We start from the raw sequence: 20,820 nt of genomic DNA on the forward strand, positions 1-20,820 counted from the left end.
ATGTGACGGCGGCATTGCGCCGTCGTCAATACTGGCTCAATTTAGCGGCATCGCCCGGAAGGCTCCCCCCAATCCATGTCATCGACTTCTTTTCGCCAATCCCTGCGCCGCCTCTGGGCACTGGATAAATTCAGCTACAGCGTGCGGGTATTCATCGCCCTGACCGGCAGCATGGCGCTGTGCTGGTACCAGGACGAGATGAGCTTGCTGATCCCGCTGTTCCTCGGCGTCATCGCCAGCGCCCTGGCGGAAACCGACGACAGCTGGCAAGGCCGCCTCAATGCCCTGGCGGTGACCCTGGTGTGCTTCAGCATCGCCGCGCTGTCGGTGGAATTGCTGTTCCCCTACCCCTGGATCTTCGCCATCGCCCTGGCCCTGGCCGGCTTCGGCCTGACCATGCTCGGCGCCCTGGGCGAGCGCTATGGCGCCATCGCCTCGGCGACCCTGATCCTCTCGGTCTACACCATGATCGGCGTCGACCAGCGCGGCGGCGCGGTGATCGACTTCTGGCACGAGCCGGTGCTGCTGGTGGCCGGCGCCGCCTGGTACGGCCTGCTCTCGGTGCTGTGGCAGGCGATGTTTTCCAACCAGCCGGTGCAACAGAGCCTGGCCCGGCTGTTTCGCGAGCTGGGCTACTACCTCAAGCTCAAGTCGTCGCTGTTCGAGCCGATTCGCCAGCTGGACGTGGAAGCCCGGCGCCTGGAACTGGCGCGGCAGAACGGCAAGGTGGTGGCCGCGCTCAACAGTGCCAAGGAAATCATCCTGCACCGGGTCGGCAACGGCCGCCCGGGGTCGAAGGTCAGCCGCTACCTGAAGCTGTACTTCCTGGCCCAGGACATCCATGAGCGCGCCAGCTCCTCGCACTACCCCTACAACGCCCTGGCCGACGCCTTCTTCCACAGCGATGTGCTGTTCCGCTGCCAGCGCCTGCTGCGCCAGCAGGGCAAGGCCTGCCGGGCCCTGGCGGAATCGATCCAGATGCGCCAGCCGTTCGTCTACGACTCCGGCTTCGCCGAAGCCCTGAGCGACCTGCAAGCCTCGCTGGAACACCTGCGCATCCAGAGCAACCCGGCCTGGCGCGGGCTGCTACGCTCGCTGCGGGCCCTGGCCGCCAACCTCGGCACCCTCGACCGCCTGCTCAGCGATGCCAGCAACCCCGATGCCCTGGCCGATGCCACCGACAGCAGCCTGCTGGACCGCTCGCCGCGCAACCTCAAGGACGTCTGGACCCGCCTGCGCACCCAGCTGACACCCACTTCGCTGCTGTTTCGCCATGCCCTGCGCCTGCCCCTGGCGCTGAGTATCGGCTACGGCATGGTGCACCTGATCCACCCGTCCCAGGGCTACTGGATCATCCTCACCACGCTGTTCGTCTGCCAGCCCAACTACGGCGCCACCCGGCGCAAGCTGGGCCAGCGGATCATCGGCACGGCCATCGGCCTGACCATCGCCTGGGCGCTGTTCGACCTGTTCCCCAACCCGCTGGTGCAGTCGCTGTTCGCCATTGCCGCCGGCGTGGTGTTCTTCGCCAACCGCACCACCCGCTACACCCTGGCCACCGCCGCCATCACCCTGATGGTGCTGTTCTGCTTCAACCAGGTGGGCGACGGTTATGGGCTGTTCCTGCCACGGCTGTTCGATACCCTGCTGGGCAGCCTGATCGCCGGGCTGGCGGTGTTCCTGTTCCTGCCGGACTGGCAGGGTCGGCGCCTGAACCAGGTACTGGCCAACACCCTGGCATGCAACAGCATCTACCTGCGCCAGATCATGCAGCAGTACGCCGCCGGCAAGAGCGACGACCTGGCCTACCGCCTGGCCCGACGCAATGCCCACAACGCCGATGCGGCGCTGTCCACCACCCTGGCCAACATGCTCATGGAGCCCGGGCACTTTCGCAAGGAGGCAGACGTGGGCTTCCGCTTCCTGGTGCTGTCCCACACCCTGCTCAGCTACCTCTCGGGCCTGGGCGCGCACCGTGGCACCCAACTGCCGGAGGAAGTCCGCGAACACCTGATCGGCGGTGCCGGCAGCAGCCTGGCGGCCAGTATCGACGAGATCGCCCAGGGCCTGGCCAGCAGGACCCCGATCGCCATCCAGAGCGACGCCGAGGAAGCCCTGGCCAACGAGCTGGAACAGATGCCGGACGAAATCGATGAAGAGCAGCGCCTGGTACAGACCCAGCTGGGATTGATCTGCCGCCAGCTGGGCCCGCTGCGGACCCTGGCGGCCCACCTGATCAAAGGGACCGAACAGCCGCAAGCCTAGCTTGCCGCTGCCCCTCCTACATGCCGTGCTGGCGCAGCAACCGGGCGTAGCTGCCGTCGGCCTTCATGGCGGCGATCTCGCGATCGAACTTGGCGACGATCTGCGCATGCTCTGGGTTCTTCAGGCTCACCAGGATATGCAGGCTGTTCTCGCTCAAGGGCTTGGGCAGGAACTCCACCGCATTGCGCACCCGGGGCGACTCCCGGGCCAGGTAGTAACGGGCGACGTATTCATCTTCCAGGGTCAGCTTGACCCGGTCCGCCGCCAGCATGCGCACGGCCATGGCGAAGTTGTGCACCGGCACTTTCTGCAAGTCCGAATCGTTGTCGAATTCAGAGGAGTAGGCGTAGCCGCGCACCACGGCGATCGGGTACTCGTGCAACTGCTTGAGGTTGAGGTACTCCAGGGGAGCGTCCTTGCGCTTGAGGAAGCGGATGCGGTTGACCAGGTACTCGGCGGAGAACTGCCCCAGGCGGGTGCGTTCGTCGTTGTACCAGGCATTGACCAGGACGTCGTAGCGGCCCTCGCCGATCCCCAGCAGCGCCCGGGCCCAGGGCACCTGCTCGAACTCGCTGGCATAACCCGCGCGGGCCAGCGCGGTACTGACGATATCGGTGGCCACCCCGCCATTGACCAGGGTCGCGTCGGTAAACGGAGGCCAGGCATCAGCGACCAGCCGCAACTTCTCTGCAGAAGCGCCCTGGCCCAGCAACAGCAATCCGATCAAAGCCAAAGCCCGATGCAATCGCAGCATGCTTGAAGATCCTTAGCGGGCACAGGGCCCAGCGCGTTCCAGCCTACACTCGAGGGCCCATGCAGCGACCACCCAGGTCCTAACATTAGCTCATCACAGCCAATGCACAGGACTTGCAAAACAGATTACACAAAGAAGGGAAAAACCAGTGAACGGAGTAATGGCATTTTGACCCATCTCACAGAAACAAACTCCATACACCTGTCGACAAGACATCCTTTGTCGATGTGCTTAGTATTTCGCGCAGCTCTTTTCACAGGATAAGAAAATGACCATCGAATGGGTCTGCAAACACCACACCGATCTGGGCAAGGAACAGCTCTACGCCATCTTGCAACTGCGTACCGAAGTCTTCGTCGTGGAACAGAAATGCCCCTACCAGGAAGTCGACGGCCGTGACCTGGAAGGCGATACCTGCCACCTGATGGCCTGGGACGGTGACCGCCTGGTGGCCTACCTGCGCCTGCTGGACCCGATCTCCCAGGGCGGCGACGTGGTGATCGGCCGCGTGGTGATCGCCGAGCAGGCCCGGGGCCAGGGCCTGGGGCATACGCTGATGGAGCAGGCCCTGAAACAGGCGCAGCGGCACTGGCCCGAGACACCGATCTATCTCTCGGCCCAGGCCCACCTGCAGGCCTACTACGGCCGCTATGGGTTCAGCGTGGTGGGCCAGGAGTATCTGGAAGACGATATCCCGCACATCGGCATGCGCCGTAGCTGAGGCTCAGGGATAACCCAGGACGGCCTTGATCTGGCCCAGGTTGGGTTCGATCCAGGCCTTGTCGATGGCCCCCCAGCTGTGGATCCGGTAATGCCCGGCGTGGTTGCGGGCGCCGTCCTGCTGCTCGAACTGGCAGACGATGTCCAGGTCGGCCAGGGCGGCGATGGTGTCCTGGGCGGTGCGCCGGGGCATGCCCGTGAGCTCGGTCAAGGCCGGCACGCTGCTGGCCCGGCCACTGTCGATCAAGTACGCCACGTACAGCCGGCGGTAGAAACTGCTCTTGGTCTTGCTCACATCCATCGCCCACTCCTTGCTAGTGCGGCGCGCCCGCCTTGGCTTGCAGGTCGCGCCAGGTGAGGTAGACCCGCAGGTCGAACTCCAGCTGGTGATAGCCCGGCAGCATGTGCTCGCAGAGCTTGTAGAACGCCTTGTTGTGGTCCGATTCCTTGAAATGCGCCAACTCGTGGACCACGATCATGCGCAGGAACTCGGGCGCCGCCTCCTTGAACAGCGAGGCGATGCGGATCTCTTTCTTGGCCTTGAGCTTGCCTCCCTGTACCCGCGATACCGTGGTGTGCAGGCCCAGGGCGCGATGGGTCAGGTCCAGGCGGTTGTCGAACAGCACCTTGTCGATGGCCGGCGCGTTGCGCAGGTATTCCTGCTTCAGCTCCAGGGCATAGCTGTACAGGGCCTTGTCGCTCTGCACACCGTGCTTGTGTGGATAACGCCGCTCCAGGTACTCGCCCAGGCGGTCTTCGTCGATCAGCTGGCGCACCTGTTCTTGCAGGGCGACTGGATAGGCCTGGAGGTATTTCAATACGGTCATGGGCAACGGCGACGCCAGGGGCAAGGGTTGCCAGTTTAGCGAATTCAGGCCTGTAGCGCGCTCCAGTCGAAGGGCTGGACGAACTGGCTGGCGCTGCCGGAGGTCAAGGGTCGCGCCACCAGGAAACCCTGGACGTATTCGCAGCCGTTGTCCTTGAGCCAATGGTATTGCTCGAGGGTCTCCACGCCTTCGGCGATCACCAGCAGCCCGAATTGCTTGCACAGGTCGATCACGCAGCGGGCGATCGCAGCGTCCCGCGGTGAAGTCAGCAACCGGGCGATCAGGTGGCGGTCGAGCTTGAGGGTATCCAGTTGCAGATCACGCAAGAAGGCCAGGCAGCAACTGCCCGAGCCGAAGTCGTCGAGGGCCACGCGCACGCCCAGCTGGTGCAATTGCTGCAATTGCTTGCGGGTCTCTCCCAGGTTCTGGGTCAGCGCCGCCTCGGTGACCTCGACCTCCAGCTGACGCGGTTGCAGGCCGTTGCGCAGCAACACCTGGCGCAGCTCGGCCGAAAGGTTGGGCATGCTGAACTGGGTCGCGCTGAGACTGACGCTCAGCACCAGCTCGGGGCTGAACACCTGCTCCCAATCCTTGCGCTGCGCAGCGCCCTGCTGGTAGATCCAACTGCCCAGGAGACTGATCAGCCGCGCCTCTTCCAGCAGCGGCAGGAACAGCCCCGGCGGCACATCGCCGACACTGGGGTGGCGCCAGCGCAGCAGGGCCTCGAAACCACGCAGGCGACCATCGGCGATGGCCACCTGGGGCTGGTACACCATGGTGAATTCCTTGCGTTCCACCGCACTGCGCACGCTTTCCTCGAGCATCAACCGGGACCGCGCGCGGCCGTTCATCTCGTGGTCGTAATAGCGATACTGCTGGCGGCCGGCACGCTTGGCTTCGTACATCGCGATGTCCGCGGCCCGCAGCAGGCCATCCAGGTTGGAACCGCAGTCGGGGTAGATGGCGATGCCGATGCTGGCCCCCAGGACCACGTCCATGCCATCGATCTGCTGGGTGATGGACAAGCGCTCGATCAACCGTTCGGCGACTTTCGCCGCCTGCTCGGGAAATCCCAGCTCCAGCAAGGCGGTGAACTCGTCGCCCCCCATGCGCCCGATGATGTCGAACGAGTGCAGGCCCTCCTTCAGCTGTTCCGAAACCCAGCGCAGTATCCGGTCGCCGGCGTCATGGCCGAGGGAGTCGTTGACCCGCTTGAAGCCGTCCAGATCCAGGTACAGCAGGACCAGGGACTTTCCCGAGCGGTCACTGCGCAACAGGATGCTCTCCACTGTCTGGTAGAAACCCCGGCGATTGAGCAGCCCGGTCAAGGGATCGGTGACCGCCTGGTATTCCAGCTGCTGATGCAGGTGCCGCACCTCGGACATGTCCAGCAGGGTCACCACCATGGCCTTCTGCTCGCTGGGCAGCGGGGCGCAGGACAACGCCACGCTGATCTGCTGGCCGGGGGCGGTGCGCAGCAGGGCGTCATGCAGGCGGAAAGTCTCGCCCCGGCGATAACTGGCGTACAACTCGGACACGTGCCAGTCCGGGACATGGGGGTTCTGCAGGTAATCGAGGAAGGCCGAGCCCACCAGATCCTTCACCTGGGCGTTGAGCAAACGCGACACCGCGGGGTTGGCGAAGCGTATCCGCCCCTCCTCGTCCACCACCAGGATGCCCTCGGCGGCGTTGTCCAGCACCGAGGCATTGAAGGCCCGGGCCTGCTCCAGGTCATGACTCAGGTGCTGCAAGGCCCTGCGGTTGCGCTGGTGTTCCAGCAACGCCTGGACCTTGGGCTTGAGGATCTGCGGATCGAAGGGCTTGAACAGGTAGTCCACCGCACCGTTGGCATACCCCTTGATCACGGCATCCTGGGATTGCTCGTTGGCGGTGAGGAAGATGATGGGGGTCAGGCGCGTGCGCTGGCTGCCGCGCATCAGGCGGGCCACTTCGAAACCATCCATGCCCGGCATCTGCACGTCGAGCAGGACCAGGTCCACCTCGTGCTCCAGCAACAGACTGAGGGCCTCGACACCCGAGGCGGCGGTCATTACCCGCCAATCCTGGCGCTGCAACAGCGCGCGCATGCTCAGGAGGTTCTCGGGGTAGTCATCGACGATCAGAAGAGTGGAGTGGCCCTCGGCTGTCTCCGGTTGCACGCATTCCATGCTGCTTCTCTTGTCTGTAATAAGACTGAACTGGTGAGAAAACCTGACAAAAACTGAGGTTTCACTCTAGACCCGGATATTCAAAAGCAGAAGCTGCCATGGAGCCATCACTCCGCCAATGGCCCCTGCTCCCGACTAACGGTCACAGTTCTGCCGCATTGCAATCCATGAATATGGCACCTGGCTACTTCACTGGCGTCATTTTTCCGCCGTACGGCGCTTGCTGGAACATCCTTGCGAAGGCTAAAAAACACCCGAGAAGCGCGGCCTGGAGCCTTCGCCCAACTGCGCCCGGTACACTTTTGCGGAACCTTCCCATGATCGACCTGGCAACCTGGAACCTCAGCGTTCCCGTCGGCAGCCCGCCGGCCACCATCGATACCCCGACCCTGGTCAAGGGTTTCAAGAACCAATACTTCCATGCCGATTCCGGCACCTTGTTCTTCTGGTCGCCAGTCACCGGCTCGAAGACCGAGAACGCCATCTATCCACGCACCGAGCTGCGCGAGACCTATGCCAACGGCACCTTGCGCAACTGGACCTACCCCGAGGCCGACAACCTGCTGCAGGCCACCCTGGCAGTGAACCAGGTGCCCTCCTCGGGCAAGATCGTCATCGGCCAGATCCATGCGTACAACAGCACCCGGCCGCTGGTGAAGCTGGAATACCAGTACAAGGCCAGCCAGGGGCGCGGCAACATCGTGGCCAAGGTGCGCATGCGCCCGCACGACACCCGGTCCCGGGTCATCGACATCGCCGAGAACGTGCCCATAGACCGGCGATTTTCCTACCTGATCCACCTGAGCCCGGGCGGTGTCCTGGCCATCAGCGCCGCCGGCTATCGCTGGGACACCCGGGTAGGCGCTGCCTGGCGTGACAAACCGCTGTACTTCAAGGCCGGGGTCTATGTGCAGGACAACAGCGGCTACACCAGCGAAGGTGGCAAGGTGACCTTCTCCAAGCTGGACATCGACCACAACAAGAGCTGAGCCGGCACGCAGGCACAAAAAAGCCCGCATCGCTGCGGGCTTTTTCGTAGACGACCGAGGCTTAGTTGACCTTGGCGTTCAGCTCACCCTTGAGGTAACGCTGGAACATGCCTTCCAGGGAGATCGGCTTGATCTTCGAGGCATTGCCGGCGGTGCCGAAGGCTTCGTAGCGAGCGATGCACACGTCGCGCATGGCAGTCACGGTGGCGCCGAAGAACTTGCGTGGGTCGAACTCGCTCGGGTTGGTGGCCATCAGGCGGCGCATGGCACCGGTGGATGCCAGGCGCAGGTCGGTGTCGATGTTGACCTTGCGCACGCCGTGCTTGATGCCTTCGACGATCTCCTCGACCGGCACGCCGTAGGTTTCCTTGATGTCGCCACCGTACTGGTTGATGATCGCCAGCCACTCTTGCGGTACCGAGGAAGAACCGTGCATCACCAGGTGGGTGTTGGGGATGCGCTTGTGGATTTCCTTGATGCGGTCGATGGCCAGCACGTCACCGGTAGGCGGCTTGGTGAACTTGTAGGCTCCGTGGCTGGTACCGATGGCGATGGCCAGGGCGTCGACCTGGGTCTTCTTGACGAAGTCGGCGGCCTCTTCCGGATCGGTCAGCATCTGGCTGTGGTCCAGCACGCCTTCGGCGCCGATACCGTCTTCTTCACCGGCCATGCCGGTTTCCAGGGAACCCAGGCAGCCCAGCTCGCCCTCTACCGACACGCCACAGGCGTGGGCCATGGCGACGGTCTGCTGGGTCACGCGGACGTTGTACTCGTAGTCGGTCGGGGTCTTGCCGTCTTCACCCAGGGAACCGTCCATCATCACCGAGCTGAAGCCCAGCTGGATCGAGCGCTGGCAGACGTCAGGGCTGGTGCCGTGGTCCTGGTGCATGCACACCGGAATGTGCGGGAACTCTTCGATGGCGGCCAGGATCAGGTGGCGCAGGAACGGGGCGCCAGCGTATTTGCGAGCACCGGCGGAAGCCTGGACGATCACCGGGGAGTCAGTCTTGTCAGCGGCTTCCATGATGGCGCGCATCTGCTCAAGGTTGTTGACGTTGAAGGCTGGAACGCCATAGCCGAACTCGGCTGCGTGGTCCAGCATCTGGCGCATGCTGATGAGTGCCATTGTGTGTGTCTCTCCCGGTCGAGGGTCGTTAATCGTGCAAGCCTGCCGTAGCGGCGACTGCTATTCAAGTGATTGCAGATCGGGGGTCAGCCCGGCCTGCGGATTCGTTACTTCATCAATTTCAAGAGCCCTGCGTCCCCGCAGGAACGAGGCTTGCCCGCGATGGCGGTCGGCCTGGCGACATCCATGATCAATGTCCGGGTAGCACCGCGAGCAAGCTTCGCTCCTACAGGTTCAGCATCGGTTCCCGGCCTACGGCGCTTTACAGCCGCGGCCGATCAGGTCGTTGGTGGCGACCCAGTAGACCAGGCCTTCCTCACCCTTGACGTGAAACGCCAGCATATCGTCGCTGTACAACGAACCCGAACCGCTAGGCTCGAGTTTCAAGCGGCGTACCTGGTCGTCGCCTCCCAGGCGCACGTCGACGGCCTTGCGGCTGTCGTCGGTGTAGCGCCAGAGCACCTGGGCCTGGCTGTCGCAGACCCAGGTGGTCCAGTTGTCGGTGCTCGGCGACTTGAGCAAGTGCAAGTCGGCGCAACCGCCAAGCAGCCCCAGCATCGCCACGGCGATCAAAGCTTTCATCGATGTTCCTCGGCCGGACCCCGGGGCCCGGCGCGTCGCGTTATCCAATCTGACCCGTCAAGGGCAACCCTGTTCCCGGGTCCTTGTCGGAGTCTCGTATTTCTCCAAGCCTTCAGGCCCCAGGCGCTTGTTGATCACCGGTGCCGTCTCGGCCTGCCAGTCAGCCTGGTAGCAACCTTGCCCTGGCCTTTGGGCCGCATCCGCAGGCTGGCCCGGCGAAGTGCCGGAGCACCCCGCGAGCCAGGCTGCGGCAAGCAGCAATGGCAACGTCTTGACCATCAGAACACTCCTTTGCCCGGCCAATGGCAGTCTCAGGCCTTGGCCCGGGCTTCCAGGACTTCGACCGCCGGCAGCACCTTGCCCTCGACGAATTCGAGGAAGGCGCCACCACCGGTAGAAATGTAGGAGATCTGCTGGGCCACGCCATACTTGTCGATGGCCGCCAGGGTGTCGCCACCGCCAGCGATGGAGAACGCCGTGCTATCGGCGATCGCCTGGGCCAGGACCTTGGTGCCATTGCCGAACTGGTCGAACTCGAACACACCCACCGGGCCGTTCCAGAGGATGGTCTTGGACGACTTGAGCAGTTGCGCGAATTGCGCAGCGGTTTGCGGGCCGATGTCCAGGATCATGTCGTCGGCCGCCACGTCGGCGATCGCCTTGACCGTGGCCGCGGCGCTCTCGGCGAACTCCTTGGCCACCACCACGTCCACTGGCAGTGGCACGCTGACCTTGGCGGCGATGGCGCGGGCGGTGTCCAGCAGGTCAGGCTCGTACAGCGACTTGCCCACCGGATGGCCGGCAGCGGCCAGGAAGGTATTGGCGATGCCGCCACCGACGATCAGCTGGTCGCAGACCTCGCTCAGGCTGTTGAGCACGTCCAGCTTGGTGGACACCTTGGAACCGGCGACGATCGCCGCCATCGGCTTGGCCGGGGTATCCAGGGCCTTGCCCAGTGCATCCAGCTCGGCCGCCAGCAACGGGCCTGCCGCCGCCACCTTGGCGAACTTGGCCACGCCGTGGGTCGAACCCTCGGCCCGGTGGGCGGTACCGAAGGCATCCATCACGAACACGTCGCACAGGGCGGCGTATTGCTGGGCCAGCTCATCGGCGTTCTTTTTCTCGCCCTTGTTGAAACGTACGTTCTCGAACAGCACGACGTCGCCGGCCTTGACCTCGACACCACCCAGGTAGTCGGCCACCAGCGGCACTTCGCGGCCCAGGGCGCGACTCAGGTAATCGGCCACCGGCTTGAGGCTGTTCTCAGCCGAGAACTCGCCTTCGGTCGGACGGCCCAGGTGCGAGCAGACCATCACCGCCGCGCCTTTCTCCAGGGCCAGCTTGATGGTCGGCAGCGAAGCCAGGATCCGCGCGTCGCTGGTGACTACACCGTCCTTGACTGGGACGTTGAGGTCTTCGCGGATCAGCACGCGCTTACCTTGCAGATCGAGGTCGGTCATCTTCAACACGGTCATGGGTCGCAATTCCTGGGTTACTGAATATTAGAAGCAGAGAGTGGAGCGGCTGTTTGCAGGTAATGGCCCGCAACGTCCAGCATCCGGTTGGCAAAACCCCATTCGTTGTCGAACCAGGCCAGGATGTTTACCAGCCGGGGGCCGGAAACGCGGGTCTGACTGGCATCGACGATCGCCGAATGGGGGTCATGGTTGAAATCGCAGCTGGCGTGCGGCAATTCGGTATAGGCCAGCAGGCCCTTGAGCGGACCGCTGGTGGCGGCCTCGCGCAGGATCCGATTGACCTCGGCGGCATCGGTGTCGCTGACCGTCTGCATGGTGATATCCAGGCAGGACACGTTGACCGTCGGTACCCGTACCGCTTTGGCCTGGATTCGCCCGGCAAGTTCCGGCAGCAGGCGCTCGATGCCCCGGGCCAGGCCAGTGGACACCGGGATCACCGACTGGAACGCCGAGCGGGTGCGGCGCAGGTCCTCGTGATGATAGGCATCGATCACCGGCTGGTCGTTCATCGCCGAGTGGATAGTGGTGATGGACACGTACTCCAGGCCGATGGCCTGGTCCAGCAGGCGCAGCAAGGGCACGCCGCAGTTGGTGGTGCAAGACGCGTTGGACACCAGCAACTCGTCGCCGCTCAGGCAATCCTGGTTCACCCCGTAGACGATGGTGGCGTCGACATCCGCCTCGCTGGCCATCGGCTGGGAGAACAACACCCGCGGCGCGCCGGCAGCAAGGAAGCGCTGGCCATCCTCACGGGTGTGGTAGGCACCGGAGCATTCCAGCACCAGGTCGATGTCCAGGGCTGCCCAGTCGATGCCTTCGGGAGTGGCGCTGCGCAACACCTTCACGCAGTTGCCATTGATATGCAGACAATCGCCATCGACGGTCACCTCGCCGGGAAACCGGCCATGGGTGGAGTCGAAGCGTGTCAGGTATTCGACGCTGGCCATGTCGGCCAGGTCGTTGATGGCCACGATCTCGAACCCGGCCGCAGCCCCTCGCTCGAACAGAGCACGCAAGACGCAACGACCAATCCGGCCGTAGCCGTTGAGTGCAACTTTATAAGGACGCGGTTGGGACATGGGGTTCTCGATCAGGCACGGCAGACGAACTTGTTATACGCACTCGCAAGCGGGGGCCGGTAAACCAGCCCCCGCTTGCGACTGTGGTGGACAGGCCACCACGTGCTTTTTCTCAGTCTTCCAGCAGCTCTTCGGCCTGGCCCAGGATGTTGTCCAGGGTGAAGCCGAACTCTTCGAACAGTGCAGGCGCAGGCGCCGACTCACCGTAGGTGGTCATGCCGATCACGCGGCCTTCCAGGCCCACGTACTTGTACCAGAAGTCGGCATGGGCGGCTTCGATGGCGATCCGCGCACCGACCTGCAGCGGCAGGACCGACTGCTTGTAGCCTGCATCCTGGACATCGAACACGCTGGTGCACGGCATGGATACCACACGCACCTTGCGGCCCTGCTCGGTCAGCTTGTCGAAAGCCTGCACCGCAAGGCCCACTTCCGAACCGGTGGCGATCAGGATCAGCTCAGGCTCGCCTGCGCAGTCCTTCAACACATAACCACCGCGGCTGATATCGGCGATCTGACCGGCATCACGGGTTTGGTGCTGCAAGTTCTGGCGCGAGAAGATCAACGCCGAAGGACCGTCCTTGCGCTCCAGCGCGTACTTCCAGGACACCGCCGATTCCACGGCGTCGGCTGGACGCCAGGTGTCGAGGTTCGGCGTGCTGCGCAGGCTGGTCAGTTGCTCGATAGGCTGGTGGGTCGGGCCATCCTCGCCCAGGCCGATGGAGTCGTGGGTGTAGACGTGGATCACCCGTTGCTTCATCAGCGCCGACATGCGCACCGCGTTGCGGGCGTACTCCATGAACATCAGGAAGGTCGCGCCGTAAGGCACCAGGCCACCGTGCAGGGCAACGCCGTTCATGATGGCGGTCATGCCGAATTCGCGTACGCCGTAGTACATGTAGTTGCCGCTGGCATCCTCGGCACTGACGCCCTTGCAGCCTTTCCACAGGGTCAGGTTGGAGCCGGCCAGGTCCGCCGAACCGCCGAGGAACTCAGGCAGCAATGGACCGAAGGCGTTCAGGGTGTTCTGGCTGGCCTTGCGGCTGGCGATGGTCTCGCCCTTGGCCGCCACTTCGGCGATATAGGCGTCGGCCTTGGCGGCGAAGTCCGCCGGCAGGTCACCGGCCAGGCGCCGTACCAGTTCGTTGGCCTCGGTCGGGAAGGCAGCGGAGTAAGCGGCGAAACGCTGGTCCCACTCGGCTTCGACAGCGCGACCGGCTTCCTTGGCATCCCACTCGGCATAGATGTCGGCAGGGATTTCGAACGGACCGTGGGTCCACTTCAGGGCTTCGCGGGTCAGGGCGATTTCCTCGGCGCCCAGTGGCGCGCCGTGGCAGTCTTCCTTGCCCTGCTTGTTCGGCGAACCGAAACCGATGGTGGTCTTGCAGCAGATCAGGGTTGGCAGCGGGCTCTTGCGCGCGGTCTCGATCGCGGTCTTGATCTCTTCCGGATCGTGGCCGTCGACGTTGCGGATCACTTGCCAGTTGTAGGCTTCGAAGCGCTTGGGCGTGTCGTCGGTGAACCAGCCTTCGACTTCACCGTCGATGGAAATGCCGTTGTCATCGTAGAAGGCGATCAGCTTGCCCAGGCCCAGGGTGCCGGCCAGGGACGCGACTTCGTGGGAAATGCCTTCCATCATGCAGCCATCACCCAGGAACACATAGGTGTGGTGGTCGACGATATTGTGACCGGGACGGTTGAACTGCGCCGCCAGGACTTTTTCCGCCAGGGCGAAGCCCACGGCATTGGCCAGGCCCTGACCCAGCGGGCCAGTGGTGGTCTCCACACCCGGGGTGTAGCCGAATTCCGGGTGGCCCGGGGTACGGCTGTGCAGTTGGCGGAAATTCTTCAGGTCGTCGATCGAAAGATCGTAGCCGGTCAGGTGCAGCAGCGAGTAGATCAGCATCGAGCCATGACCGTTGGACAGCACGAAGCGGTCACGGTCGGCGAAGGATGGATTGCTCGGGTTGTGCTTGAGGTAGTCACGCCAAAGTACTTCGGCGATATCCGCCATACCCATCGGGGCACCCGGATGGCCGCTGTTGGCTTTTTGCACGGCATCCATGCTGAGGGCACGAATGGCGTTGGCACGCTCACGACGGCTTGGCATCGCTGATCTCCTGAAGATTGGACAAAACAAAACGGAAAAAAGGCCTGCATTTTCCCTCAGGCGTCTGGCGGGGGCAATGACAGATAGTTACTCAAGCACGTTTTTCCTACGGCTAACCACTCAATCGACCAGGCAAACCCCGACACCGTTCCCCATCCTGGCTGGCGACAGCCCTGGATCGCCCTCGCACAGTTCAATATCAAAACTTTTTGATATTGGCCTTGCGGGCTGTTTCGGGCACCACTAGACTGCGCTCCCATGAACCTGCATGCATCCAACATTCGCCATGACGATTGCGACGACCTGGCCGCCCTGTGCAAAGCCGGCGGCGATCCGTTACGGCTGAACGTATTGCGTGCCCTGAGCAACGACTCCTTCGGCGTGCTGGAGCTGGCGCAGATCTTCGCCATCGGCCAGTCGGGCATGAGCCATCACCTGAAGGTCCTGGCCCAGGCCGGGCTGGTGGCCACGCGCCGCGAAGGCAATGCGATCTTCTACCGCCGCGCCTTGCCCCACACCGAACTGCTGGGCGGCAAGTTGCATGTGGCGTTGCTGGACGAGGTCGACCAATTGCCCTTGCCGGTCGAAGTCCAGTCGCGGATCGGCCTGGTCCACGGACAACGGGCCGCTGCCAGCGAAGACTTCTTTTCCCGGGTGGCGGAGAAATTCCGCGCCCAACAGGACCTGATCGCAGGACTGGCGCAGTACCGCGAAAGCGTGTTGGCACTATTGGACAAATTGAGCTTCAAGCCAGAAGCCACAGCCATCGAGGTCGGTCCCGGCGACGGCGGATTCCTCCCCGAACTGGCCCGGCGCTTTGCCCAGGTGACAGCCCTGGACAACAGCCCGGCGATGCTGGAGCTGGCTCGCCAGTTGTGCGAACGCGAAGCGCTGGCTAACGTCAGCCTGCAACTGGCCGATGCCTTGAAGGGCATGCCACTCAAGGCCGACTGCGTGGTGCTGAACATGGTCCTGCACCATTTCGCGGCGCCAGCCGAGGCACTCAAGCAGTTGGGGCAATTATTGCAGGCAGGCGGTAGCCTGCTGGTGACAGACTTGTGCAGCCATAACCAGAGCTGGGCCAAAGACGCCTGTGGCGATCTCTGGCTGGGGTTCGAGCAAGATGATCTGGCCCGTTGGGCCACCGCTGCGGGACTGACTCCCGGGGAAAGCCTCTATGTAGGCTTACGTAATGGTTTCCAGATCCAGGTCCGCCATTTTCAGCGACCGGCTGGCGACACTCACCATCGGTAAATTTAGGAAACCGTCGAGATGAGCGAATACTCCCTTTTCACCTCCGAGTCCGTGTCCGAAGGGCATCCGGATAAAATCGCTGACCAGATTTCCGATGCGGTGCTGGACGCCATCATTACCCAGGACAAGCACGCCCGCGTAGCGGTTGAAACCCTGGTCAAGACTGGCGTTGCCATCGTTGCCGGCGAAGTGACCACCAGCGCCTGGGTCGACCTGGAGCAGATCGTCCGCGACGTCATCTGCGACATCGGCTACACCAGCTCCGACGTCGGCTTCGACGGCGCCACCTGCGGCGTGATGAACATCATCGGCAAGCAGTCCCCTGACATCAACCAGGGCGTCGACCGCGCCAAGCCTGAAGACCAGGGCGCCGGTGACCAGGGCCTGATGTTCGGCTATGCCAGCAACGAAACCCCGGCACTGATGCCAGCCCCGATCGCATTCTCCCACCAGCTGGTGCAGCGCCAGGCCGAAGCCCGCAAATCGGGCCTGCTGCCATGGCTACGCCCGGACGCCAAGTCCCAGGTCACCTGCCGCTATGAAAACGGCATCGTGGTCGGCATCGACGCGGTGGTGCTGTCGACCCAGCACAACCCGGAAGTCTCCTACAACGACCTGCGCGAAGGCGTGATGGAACTGATCGTCAAGCACGTGCTGCCAGCCGAGCTGCTGCACAAGGACACCCAGTTCCACATCAACCCGACCGGCCAGTTCATCATCGGCGGCCCAGTGGGCGACTGTGGCCTGACCGGCCGCAAGATCATCGTCGACAGCTACGGCGGCATGGCTCGCCACGGCGGCGGCGCGTTCTCCGGCAAGGACCCATCCAAGGTCGACCGTTCGGCAGCCTACGCCGGTCGCTACGTGGCCAAGAACATCGTCGCCGCCGGCCTGGCCGAGCGTTGCGAGATCCAGGTGTCCTACGCCATCGGCGTCGCCCAGCCGACTTCGATCTCGCTGAACACCTTCGGCACCGGCAAGATCAGCGATGACAAGATCATCAAGCTGGTACGCGAGCACTTCGACCTGCGTCCTTACGCGATCACCACCATGCTCGACCTGCTGCACCCGATGTACCAGGAAACCGCAGCCTACGGCCACTTCGGCCGCACTCCGGAAACCAAGACCGTGGGCGAAGACACCTTCTCCACCTTCACCTGGGAAAAAACCGACCGCGCCGAGGCCCTGCGCGCCGCCGCCGGCCTGTAAGCCTTCCCGCCTCACCAAGGCCCCGCCCGGCTATGCTGGCGGGGCTTTTTTGTACCCACGGATTTCTCCCTCCTGCCTCCATATTCCCTGCCTTACAAGCAACGTCGCCGTCCGGACCACCTGTCGGACCGACCGCGAAACAACCGGCAAACACCTGCCACGCCCGCCCCGCGTCACCACACCTAACCTTTGAGCATGACCTTTCCGGGCAAGGACGCTCGCCATGCTGCCAAGACTGCTCCTGCTGACGATCTTCATCCCGCTGTCGGCCCAGGCCCATTGCCCGGACTGGCCGGCAACCCGGGCCGGCGTGGAAATCACCACCCTGCACCAACAACTCCAGCGCTGGGATACCAGCTATCACCGGGACGGCCAGGCGTTGGTGGCCGATGAACTCTACGATCAGGCCCGCCAGCGACTGGATACGCTGCAAGGCTGCTTCCCACTCGTGCCCCAGGCCAGAGCCCGTCCGCTAGCCACTGCCCGCGGCAATATCGCTCACCCGGTGGCCCATACCGGTGTGGAAAAGCTCCCGGGCGCCGACGCCGTGCGACTCTGGCTGCGCAACCGCAGGGAAGTCTGGGTGCAGCCCAAGATCGACGGCGTGGCCGTGAGCCTGATCTACCGCAAGGGCCGCTTGCACCAGGCACTGAGTCGGGGCGATGGCCTGCTGGGCCACGACTGGAGCAGCGTGGCCCGGCAGATCCCGGCCATTCCCCAACAATTACCGCAGCCCGTGGACCTGTTGCTCCAGGGTGAGCTGTACCAGCGCCTGGAGGGCCACGTGCAGGCCCGGGCCGGCAGCCGCAATGCCCGTAGCCGAGTGGCGGGCTGGATGGCCCGCAAACACCTGGAGCCCGATGCCGCGGCACAAATCGGCTTGTTCGTCTGGGATTGGCCACAAGGGCCACAGGCGATGGATGAACGCCTGGAACAGTTGGCCAAGCTGGGTTTTACCGAAGGCCGCGAATACAGCCGCAGGATCGCCAACTTCGACGCGGCCCGGCATTGGCGCGAACACTGGTACCGCTCGGCGCTGCCGTTCGCCAGCGACGGAATCATCCTGCGCCTGGGCCGACGCCCCGCGGCCGAACGATGGCAGGCCCGGAATCCGCACTGGATCGCCGCCTGGAAGTACCCCTACATCCAGGCCTTGGCCAATGTCCGCGAGGTAGAGTTTCGCGTCGGTCGCACCGGGCGCATCACGCCACTGCTGCACATCGAACCGGTCACTCTCGACGATCGGCAGATCCGCCGGGTCAGCGCTGGCTCGCTACGCCGCTGGCGCGAGCTGGACATCCTCCCCGGCGACCAGGTGGCCGTCAGTCTCGCCGGCCTGACCATTCCCCGCCTGGATGGCGTGGCCCTCAGGGCACCGCAGCGTGCACCGCTCCAGGCGCCGGTGCAGAGCGACTTCCACGCGCTGAGCTGCTGGCAACCCTCCCCCGGATGCGAAAGCCAGTTCCTGGCACGCCTGACCTGGCTCAGTGGCAAGCAGGCCCTGGATCTGGAGCATGTCGGCGAGCAAACCTGGGTACGCCTGATGCAAGCGGGGCGAATCAAGAGCCTGCTGGATTGGTTGACCCTCGACCAGGCAGAGCTTGTTAACATGACCGGCTTCGGCGAACGCAGCAGCGCACGCCTGCTCGAAAGCCTGCACAACGCCAGGCGGCGACCCTTCGCACTTTGGCTGAAGGCCCTGGGCTTGCCGCCCAGTGGCGCGGCCGACCTGGGCGGGTCATGGCAGGCGCTGGCACTCAAGAGCAGCCTGGACTGGCAGCAAGAAGCCGAGGTTGGGGTGGAACGCGCGGAGCGACTGGCAGCGTTCTTTCGCGACCCGCAGGTACTGGCCTTGCGTGCCACCCTGAATGCCGCCGGCGTCGAAGGTTTTTAATCGCTCACCTGGGGCGGGTATTGAACCACCTGGTCCGAAATGGGCTCCAACAGCCCATTCCAGCACGCCCCAGTATTACTTCATTGGTTATTTTTTGATCTTTTTCACCTGGAGCCGTCAATGAACATCTTTCCTTCGCTCGCAGCCCTGACCCTATGCGGCTTGATGAGCGCGCCACTGTTGGCCAACGAGCAAACACCCGAACTGACCGGCTGCGCCGCCAAGCGCCAGGCCATCACGACCCAGATCGAACAAGCCAAGGCCCACGGCAACAGCGATCAGCAGGCCGGCCTGGAACGCGCCCTGAATGAAGTCACCACCCATTGCACCGACGCCTCGCTGAAGAAAGAGCGGGAAAACAAGGTGCTCGACGCCAAGCACGAAGTCAGCCGCCGCCAGGCCGACCTGGAAAAGGCCATGAAGAAGGGCGACTCGGAGAAGATCAACAAGCGCAAGGACAAGCTCGCCGAATCCCGCAAGGAACTGCAGCAAGCCCTGGACGATCTGGACAAGTAAGCCGGGCACTGCCCCCGACATGACGAGGAGCTCCGGCATCCCTGCCAGGGCTTTGCCCGGCCGGGATCAGTGATTACGAAACTCTTTGTGACAGGCGCTACAGGCGTCCTCGACCTTCTGCACCGCCGGGCCAAGGTTGCTGGCCTTGTAGGGCTGAACCTGGCTGGCGACCACCAGCTCACCGGTGGCTGCCTCCAGGGCCCGGGCCAGCTCCTGGAAGCGTGCCTGTCGGCGCCAGACATCATCGGTGGCGCTGGTATGGTCTTCTTCCTTGACCGCAGGGAAGTGCTTCCAGGGCTCGTGGGACAGGTTGTCGAGCTTCACTGCGCCCTCGGCGAAACGCGCACCGTCGAACGGGATGCGTCCGCGGAGCATGCCTCCCAGGTCTTCGCCGGTCTTGAGCATCTGCTTGAAGATCGCCTTGCGCTGGCCCAGGGGAGAATTGGGATCGACCCCACCGCAGGCGGAAAGCGTGAGGCAGGCCAGCAATACAACAGAGAGTCTTTTTAACGTCATGGTGGCTTCAGGTCAGGTCACGGAAAACGGCGGCCAGTATCCTCGCCTCCCGGACAAAGACCAATAGCCCTATTAATAATATGGGTTGTCCTCCGCCATGAATGCGGGACGTCCCCCAAGGAAACACAGCATGAACCCGAGTTTTCCCCGCTGGTGCCGCCACTGGTTCTGGACCGTCCCGGCCCTGGCGCTGCTCGCCGGTTGCAACGGCGGCGACACTGAACAGCCCCCCTCTCAGCCACAGACCCACGCCCTGGCCACCTACAACAGCGCCGCCTGGGAGGCGCTGCCCGCAGTAGCCGACAACGATCTGCTGGCTGGCTTCGGCTCCTGGCGCAGCGCCTGCACCCGGCTCAAGGCCGATCCGGTGTGGGGCGCCACCTGCGCCGCCGCGGCCAACGTGCCCCAGAGCCCCGAGGCGATCCGTAGTTTTCTCAAGGAACGCCTGCAGGTCTACGGCCTGCGCTCGGGCAGCGGCAGCACCACGGGCCTGATCACGGGCTACTACGAGCCGGTGTATCCCGGCAGCCTGGCCCAGACCAAGACGGCCAACGTACCGGTGTATGGCGTGCCGGACGACATGATCGTGGTCGCCCTGGACAGCCTCTATCCCGAACTCAAGGGCAAGCGCCTGCGAGGACGGCTCGAAGGTCGGGTGCTCAAGCCCTACGACGATGCCGCGACCATCGAGGCCCAGGGCGTCAAGGCGCCGGTGATCGCCTGGCTGACCGACCCCATGGACCTGCAATTCCTGCAGATCCAGGGTTCGGGCAGGATCCAGCTGGACGATGGTCGCCAACTGCGTATCGGTTATGCCGACCAGAACGGCCACCCGTACCGGCCTATCGGTCGCTGGCTGGTGGAGCAAGGCCAACTGAAGAAGGAAGAAGTGACCATGGGCACCATCGCTGCCTGGGCCAAGGCCCACCCAGCGCGGATTCCCGAGCTGCTGGGCAGCAACCCGAGCTATGTGTTCTTCAACCGCAACCCGGACAGCAACGAAGGGCCGCGCGGCTCGCTGAACGTCCCCCTGACCTCGGGCTACAGCGTCGCCGTGGACCGCAAGGTGATTCCCCTGGGCAGCCTGCTGTGGTTATCCACCACCCGCCCCGACGGCAGCAGCCTGGTACGCCCGGTTGCGGCCCAGGACACCGGCGGCGCGATCACCGGGGAAGTGCGCGCCGACCTGTTCTGGGGAACTGGCGATGCAGCCGGGCAACTGGCCGGCGATATGAAGCAACCAGGCCAGATCTGGATGCTCTGGCCCAAGGACATGCCGCTGCCCCAGGTGCCGCAAGTCGCCAATACCCCGTAACGCCTCCAGCCGGAACCG

19 protein-coding genes are annotated in these 20,820 nt (G+C 63.9%); 8 read left to right on the plus strand and 11 right to left on the minus strand.

Annotated features, from left to right (window positions below; translation table 11 throughout):
• The first annotated feature begins 75 nt into the window (after positions 1 to 75).
• The gene (gene yccS, locus AC3WK8_RS17350) at positions 76 to 2,265 is read left to right on the plus strand and encodes a YccS family putative transporter (protein WP_103325386.1); all 2,190 of its coding nucleotides are present in this window, start codon (positions 76 to 78) and stop codon (positions 2,263 to 2,265) included.
• Positions 2,266 to 2,281: 16 nt separating this feature from the next.
• Here yccS and AC3WK8_RS17355 read toward each other — a convergent pair whose 3' ends face one another.
• Positions 2,282 to 3,019 (minus strand): substrate-binding periplasmic protein, encoded by a 738-nt coding sequence (locus AC3WK8_RS17355; protein WP_103325385.1) that lies wholly within the window; start codon positions 3,017 to 3,019, stop codon positions 2,282 to 2,284.
• Between the two features lie 268 nt (positions 3,020 to 3,287).
• On the opposite strand from AC3WK8_RS17355, the gene AC3WK8_RS17360 reads away from it, so the two are divergent.
• Entirely contained in the window at positions 3,288 to 3,740 is a 453-nt protein-coding gene (locus AC3WK8_RS17360) for a GNAT family N-acetyltransferase (RefSeq protein ID WP_103325384.1), read from the plus strand.
• Between the two features lie 3 nt (positions 3,741 to 3,743).
• On the opposite strand, the gene AC3WK8_RS17365 is transcribed toward AC3WK8_RS17360, so the two are convergent.
• From AC3WK8_RS17365 to AC3WK8_RS17375, 3 genes are read right to left on the minus strand one after another with little or no spacing between them, the layout of a single operon-like run.
• On the minus strand, positions 3,744 to 4,040 hold the full coding sequence (locus AC3WK8_RS17365) for a winged helix-turn-helix domain-containing protein (protein WP_103325383.1): 297 nt from the start codon (positions 4,038 to 4,040) through the stop codon (positions 3,744 to 3,746).
• A gap of 13 nt (positions 4,041 to 4,053) precedes the next feature.
• Positions 4,054 to 4,566, minus strand: coding sequence for a M48 metallopeptidase family protein (locus tag AC3WK8_RS17370; protein WP_053134110.1), 513 nt, complete (start codon positions 4,564 to 4,566; stop codon positions 4,054 to 4,056).
• A 44-nt stretch (positions 4,567 to 4,610) separates the two neighbouring features.
• On the minus strand, positions 4,611 to 6,734 hold the full coding sequence (locus tag AC3WK8_RS17375) for a putative bifunctional diguanylate cyclase/phosphodiesterase (RefSeq protein ID WP_103325382.1): 2,124 nt from the start codon (positions 6,732 to 6,734) through the stop codon (positions 4,611 to 4,613).
• Between the two features lie 317 nt (positions 6,735 to 7,051).
• Between AC3WK8_RS17375 and AC3WK8_RS17380 the strand changes: the two genes are divergently transcribed.
• Positions 7,052 to 7,723: a polysaccharide lyase family 7 protein gene (locus tag AC3WK8_RS17380; protein WP_103325381.1), complete on the plus strand. Its 672-nt coding sequence runs from the start codon at positions 7,052 to 7,054 to the stop codon at positions 7,721 to 7,723.
• A 61-nt stretch (positions 7,724 to 7,784) separates the two neighbouring features.
• On the opposite strand, the gene fba is transcribed toward AC3WK8_RS17380, so the two are convergent.
• The 6 genes from fba to tkt form a co-directional block, all read right to left on the minus strand.
• Positions 7,785 to 8,849, minus strand: a complete 1,065-nt coding sequence (fba, locus tag AC3WK8_RS17385) for a class II fructose-bisphosphate aldolase (RefSeq protein ID WP_022641550.1) — start codon at positions 8,847 to 8,849, stop codon at positions 7,785 to 7,787.
• 252 nt (positions 8,850 to 9,101) lie between these two features.
• A complete protein-coding gene (locus tag AC3WK8_RS17390) occupies positions 9,102 to 9,431 on the minus strand; it encodes an MliC family protein (protein WP_085594532.1) in 330 nt (109 codons plus the stop codon).
• A gap of 57 nt (positions 9,432 to 9,488) precedes the next feature.
• Positions 9,489 to 9,710 (minus strand): hypothetical protein, encoded by a 222-nt coding sequence (locus tag AC3WK8_RS17395; RefSeq protein ID WP_022641552.1) that lies wholly within the window; start codon positions 9,708 to 9,710, stop codon positions 9,489 to 9,491.
• A gap of 32 nt (positions 9,711 to 9,742) precedes the next feature.
• Positions 9,743 to 10,906 (minus strand): phosphoglycerate kinase, encoded by a 1,164-nt coding sequence (locus AC3WK8_RS17400; protein WP_022641553.1) that lies wholly within the window; start codon positions 10,904 to 10,906, stop codon positions 9,743 to 9,745.
• Between the two features lie 17 nt (positions 10,907 to 10,923).
• A complete protein-coding gene (epd, locus tag AC3WK8_RS17405) occupies positions 10,924 to 11,988 on the minus strand; it encodes an erythrose-4-phosphate dehydrogenase (protein ID WP_031320656.1) in 1,065 nt (354 codons plus the stop codon).
• A gap of 112 nt (positions 11,989 to 12,100) precedes the next feature.
• Entirely contained in the window at positions 12,101 to 14,098 is a 1,998-nt protein-coding gene (tkt, locus tag AC3WK8_RS17410; RefSeq protein WP_103325380.1) for a transketolase, read from the minus strand.
• A 258-nt stretch (positions 14,099 to 14,356) separates the two neighbouring features.
• On the opposite strand from tkt, the gene AC3WK8_RS17415 reads away from it, so the two are divergent.
• The 4 genes from AC3WK8_RS17415 (at position 14,357) to AC3WK8_RS17430 (ending at position 18,971) form a co-directional block, all read left to right on the plus strand.
• Positions 14,357 to 15,352 (plus strand): ArsR/SmtB family transcription factor, encoded by a 996-nt coding sequence (locus AC3WK8_RS17415; protein WP_085594528.1) that lies wholly within the window; start codon positions 14,357 to 14,359, stop codon positions 15,350 to 15,352.
• 18 nt (positions 15,353 to 15,370) lie between these two features.
• A complete protein-coding gene (gene metK / locus AC3WK8_RS17420) occupies positions 15,371 to 16,561 on the plus strand; it encodes a methionine adenosyltransferase (protein WP_085594526.1) in 1,191 nt (396 codons plus the stop codon).
• A gap of 223 nt (positions 16,562 to 16,784) precedes the next feature.
• A complete protein-coding gene (gene ligB / locus AC3WK8_RS17425; protein WP_103325379.1) occupies positions 16,785 to 18,455 on the plus strand; it encodes an NAD-dependent DNA ligase LigB in 1,671 nt (556 codons plus the stop codon).
• A 120-nt stretch (positions 18,456 to 18,575) separates the two neighbouring features.
• Complete coding sequence (locus AC3WK8_RS17430) at positions 18,576 to 18,971, plus strand: DUF1090 domain-containing protein (protein ID WP_022641576.1); 396 nt, start codon at positions 18,576 to 18,578, stop codon at positions 18,969 to 18,971.
• A 66-nt stretch (positions 18,972 to 19,037) separates the two neighbouring features.
• Here AC3WK8_RS17430 and AC3WK8_RS17435 read toward each other — a convergent pair whose 3' ends face one another.
• The gene (locus AC3WK8_RS17435) at positions 19,038 to 19,487 is read right to left on the minus strand and encodes a c-type cytochrome (RefSeq protein WP_085594520.1); all 450 of its coding nucleotides are present in this window, start codon (positions 19,485 to 19,487) and stop codon (positions 19,038 to 19,040) included.
• 130 nt (positions 19,488 to 19,617) lie between these two features.
• Here AC3WK8_RS17435 and mltA point away from each other — a divergent pair, with 130 nt between their 5' ends.
• Positions 19,618 to 20,802: a murein transglycosylase A gene (gene mltA, locus AC3WK8_RS17440; protein WP_103325378.1), complete on the plus strand. Its 1,185-nt coding sequence runs from the start codon at positions 19,618 to 19,620 to the stop codon at positions 20,800 to 20,802.
• Positions 20,803 to 20,820 lie beyond the last annotated feature (18 nt).

The sequence above is a fragment of the Pseudomonas sp. FW507-12TSA genome, assembly GCF_058781435.1.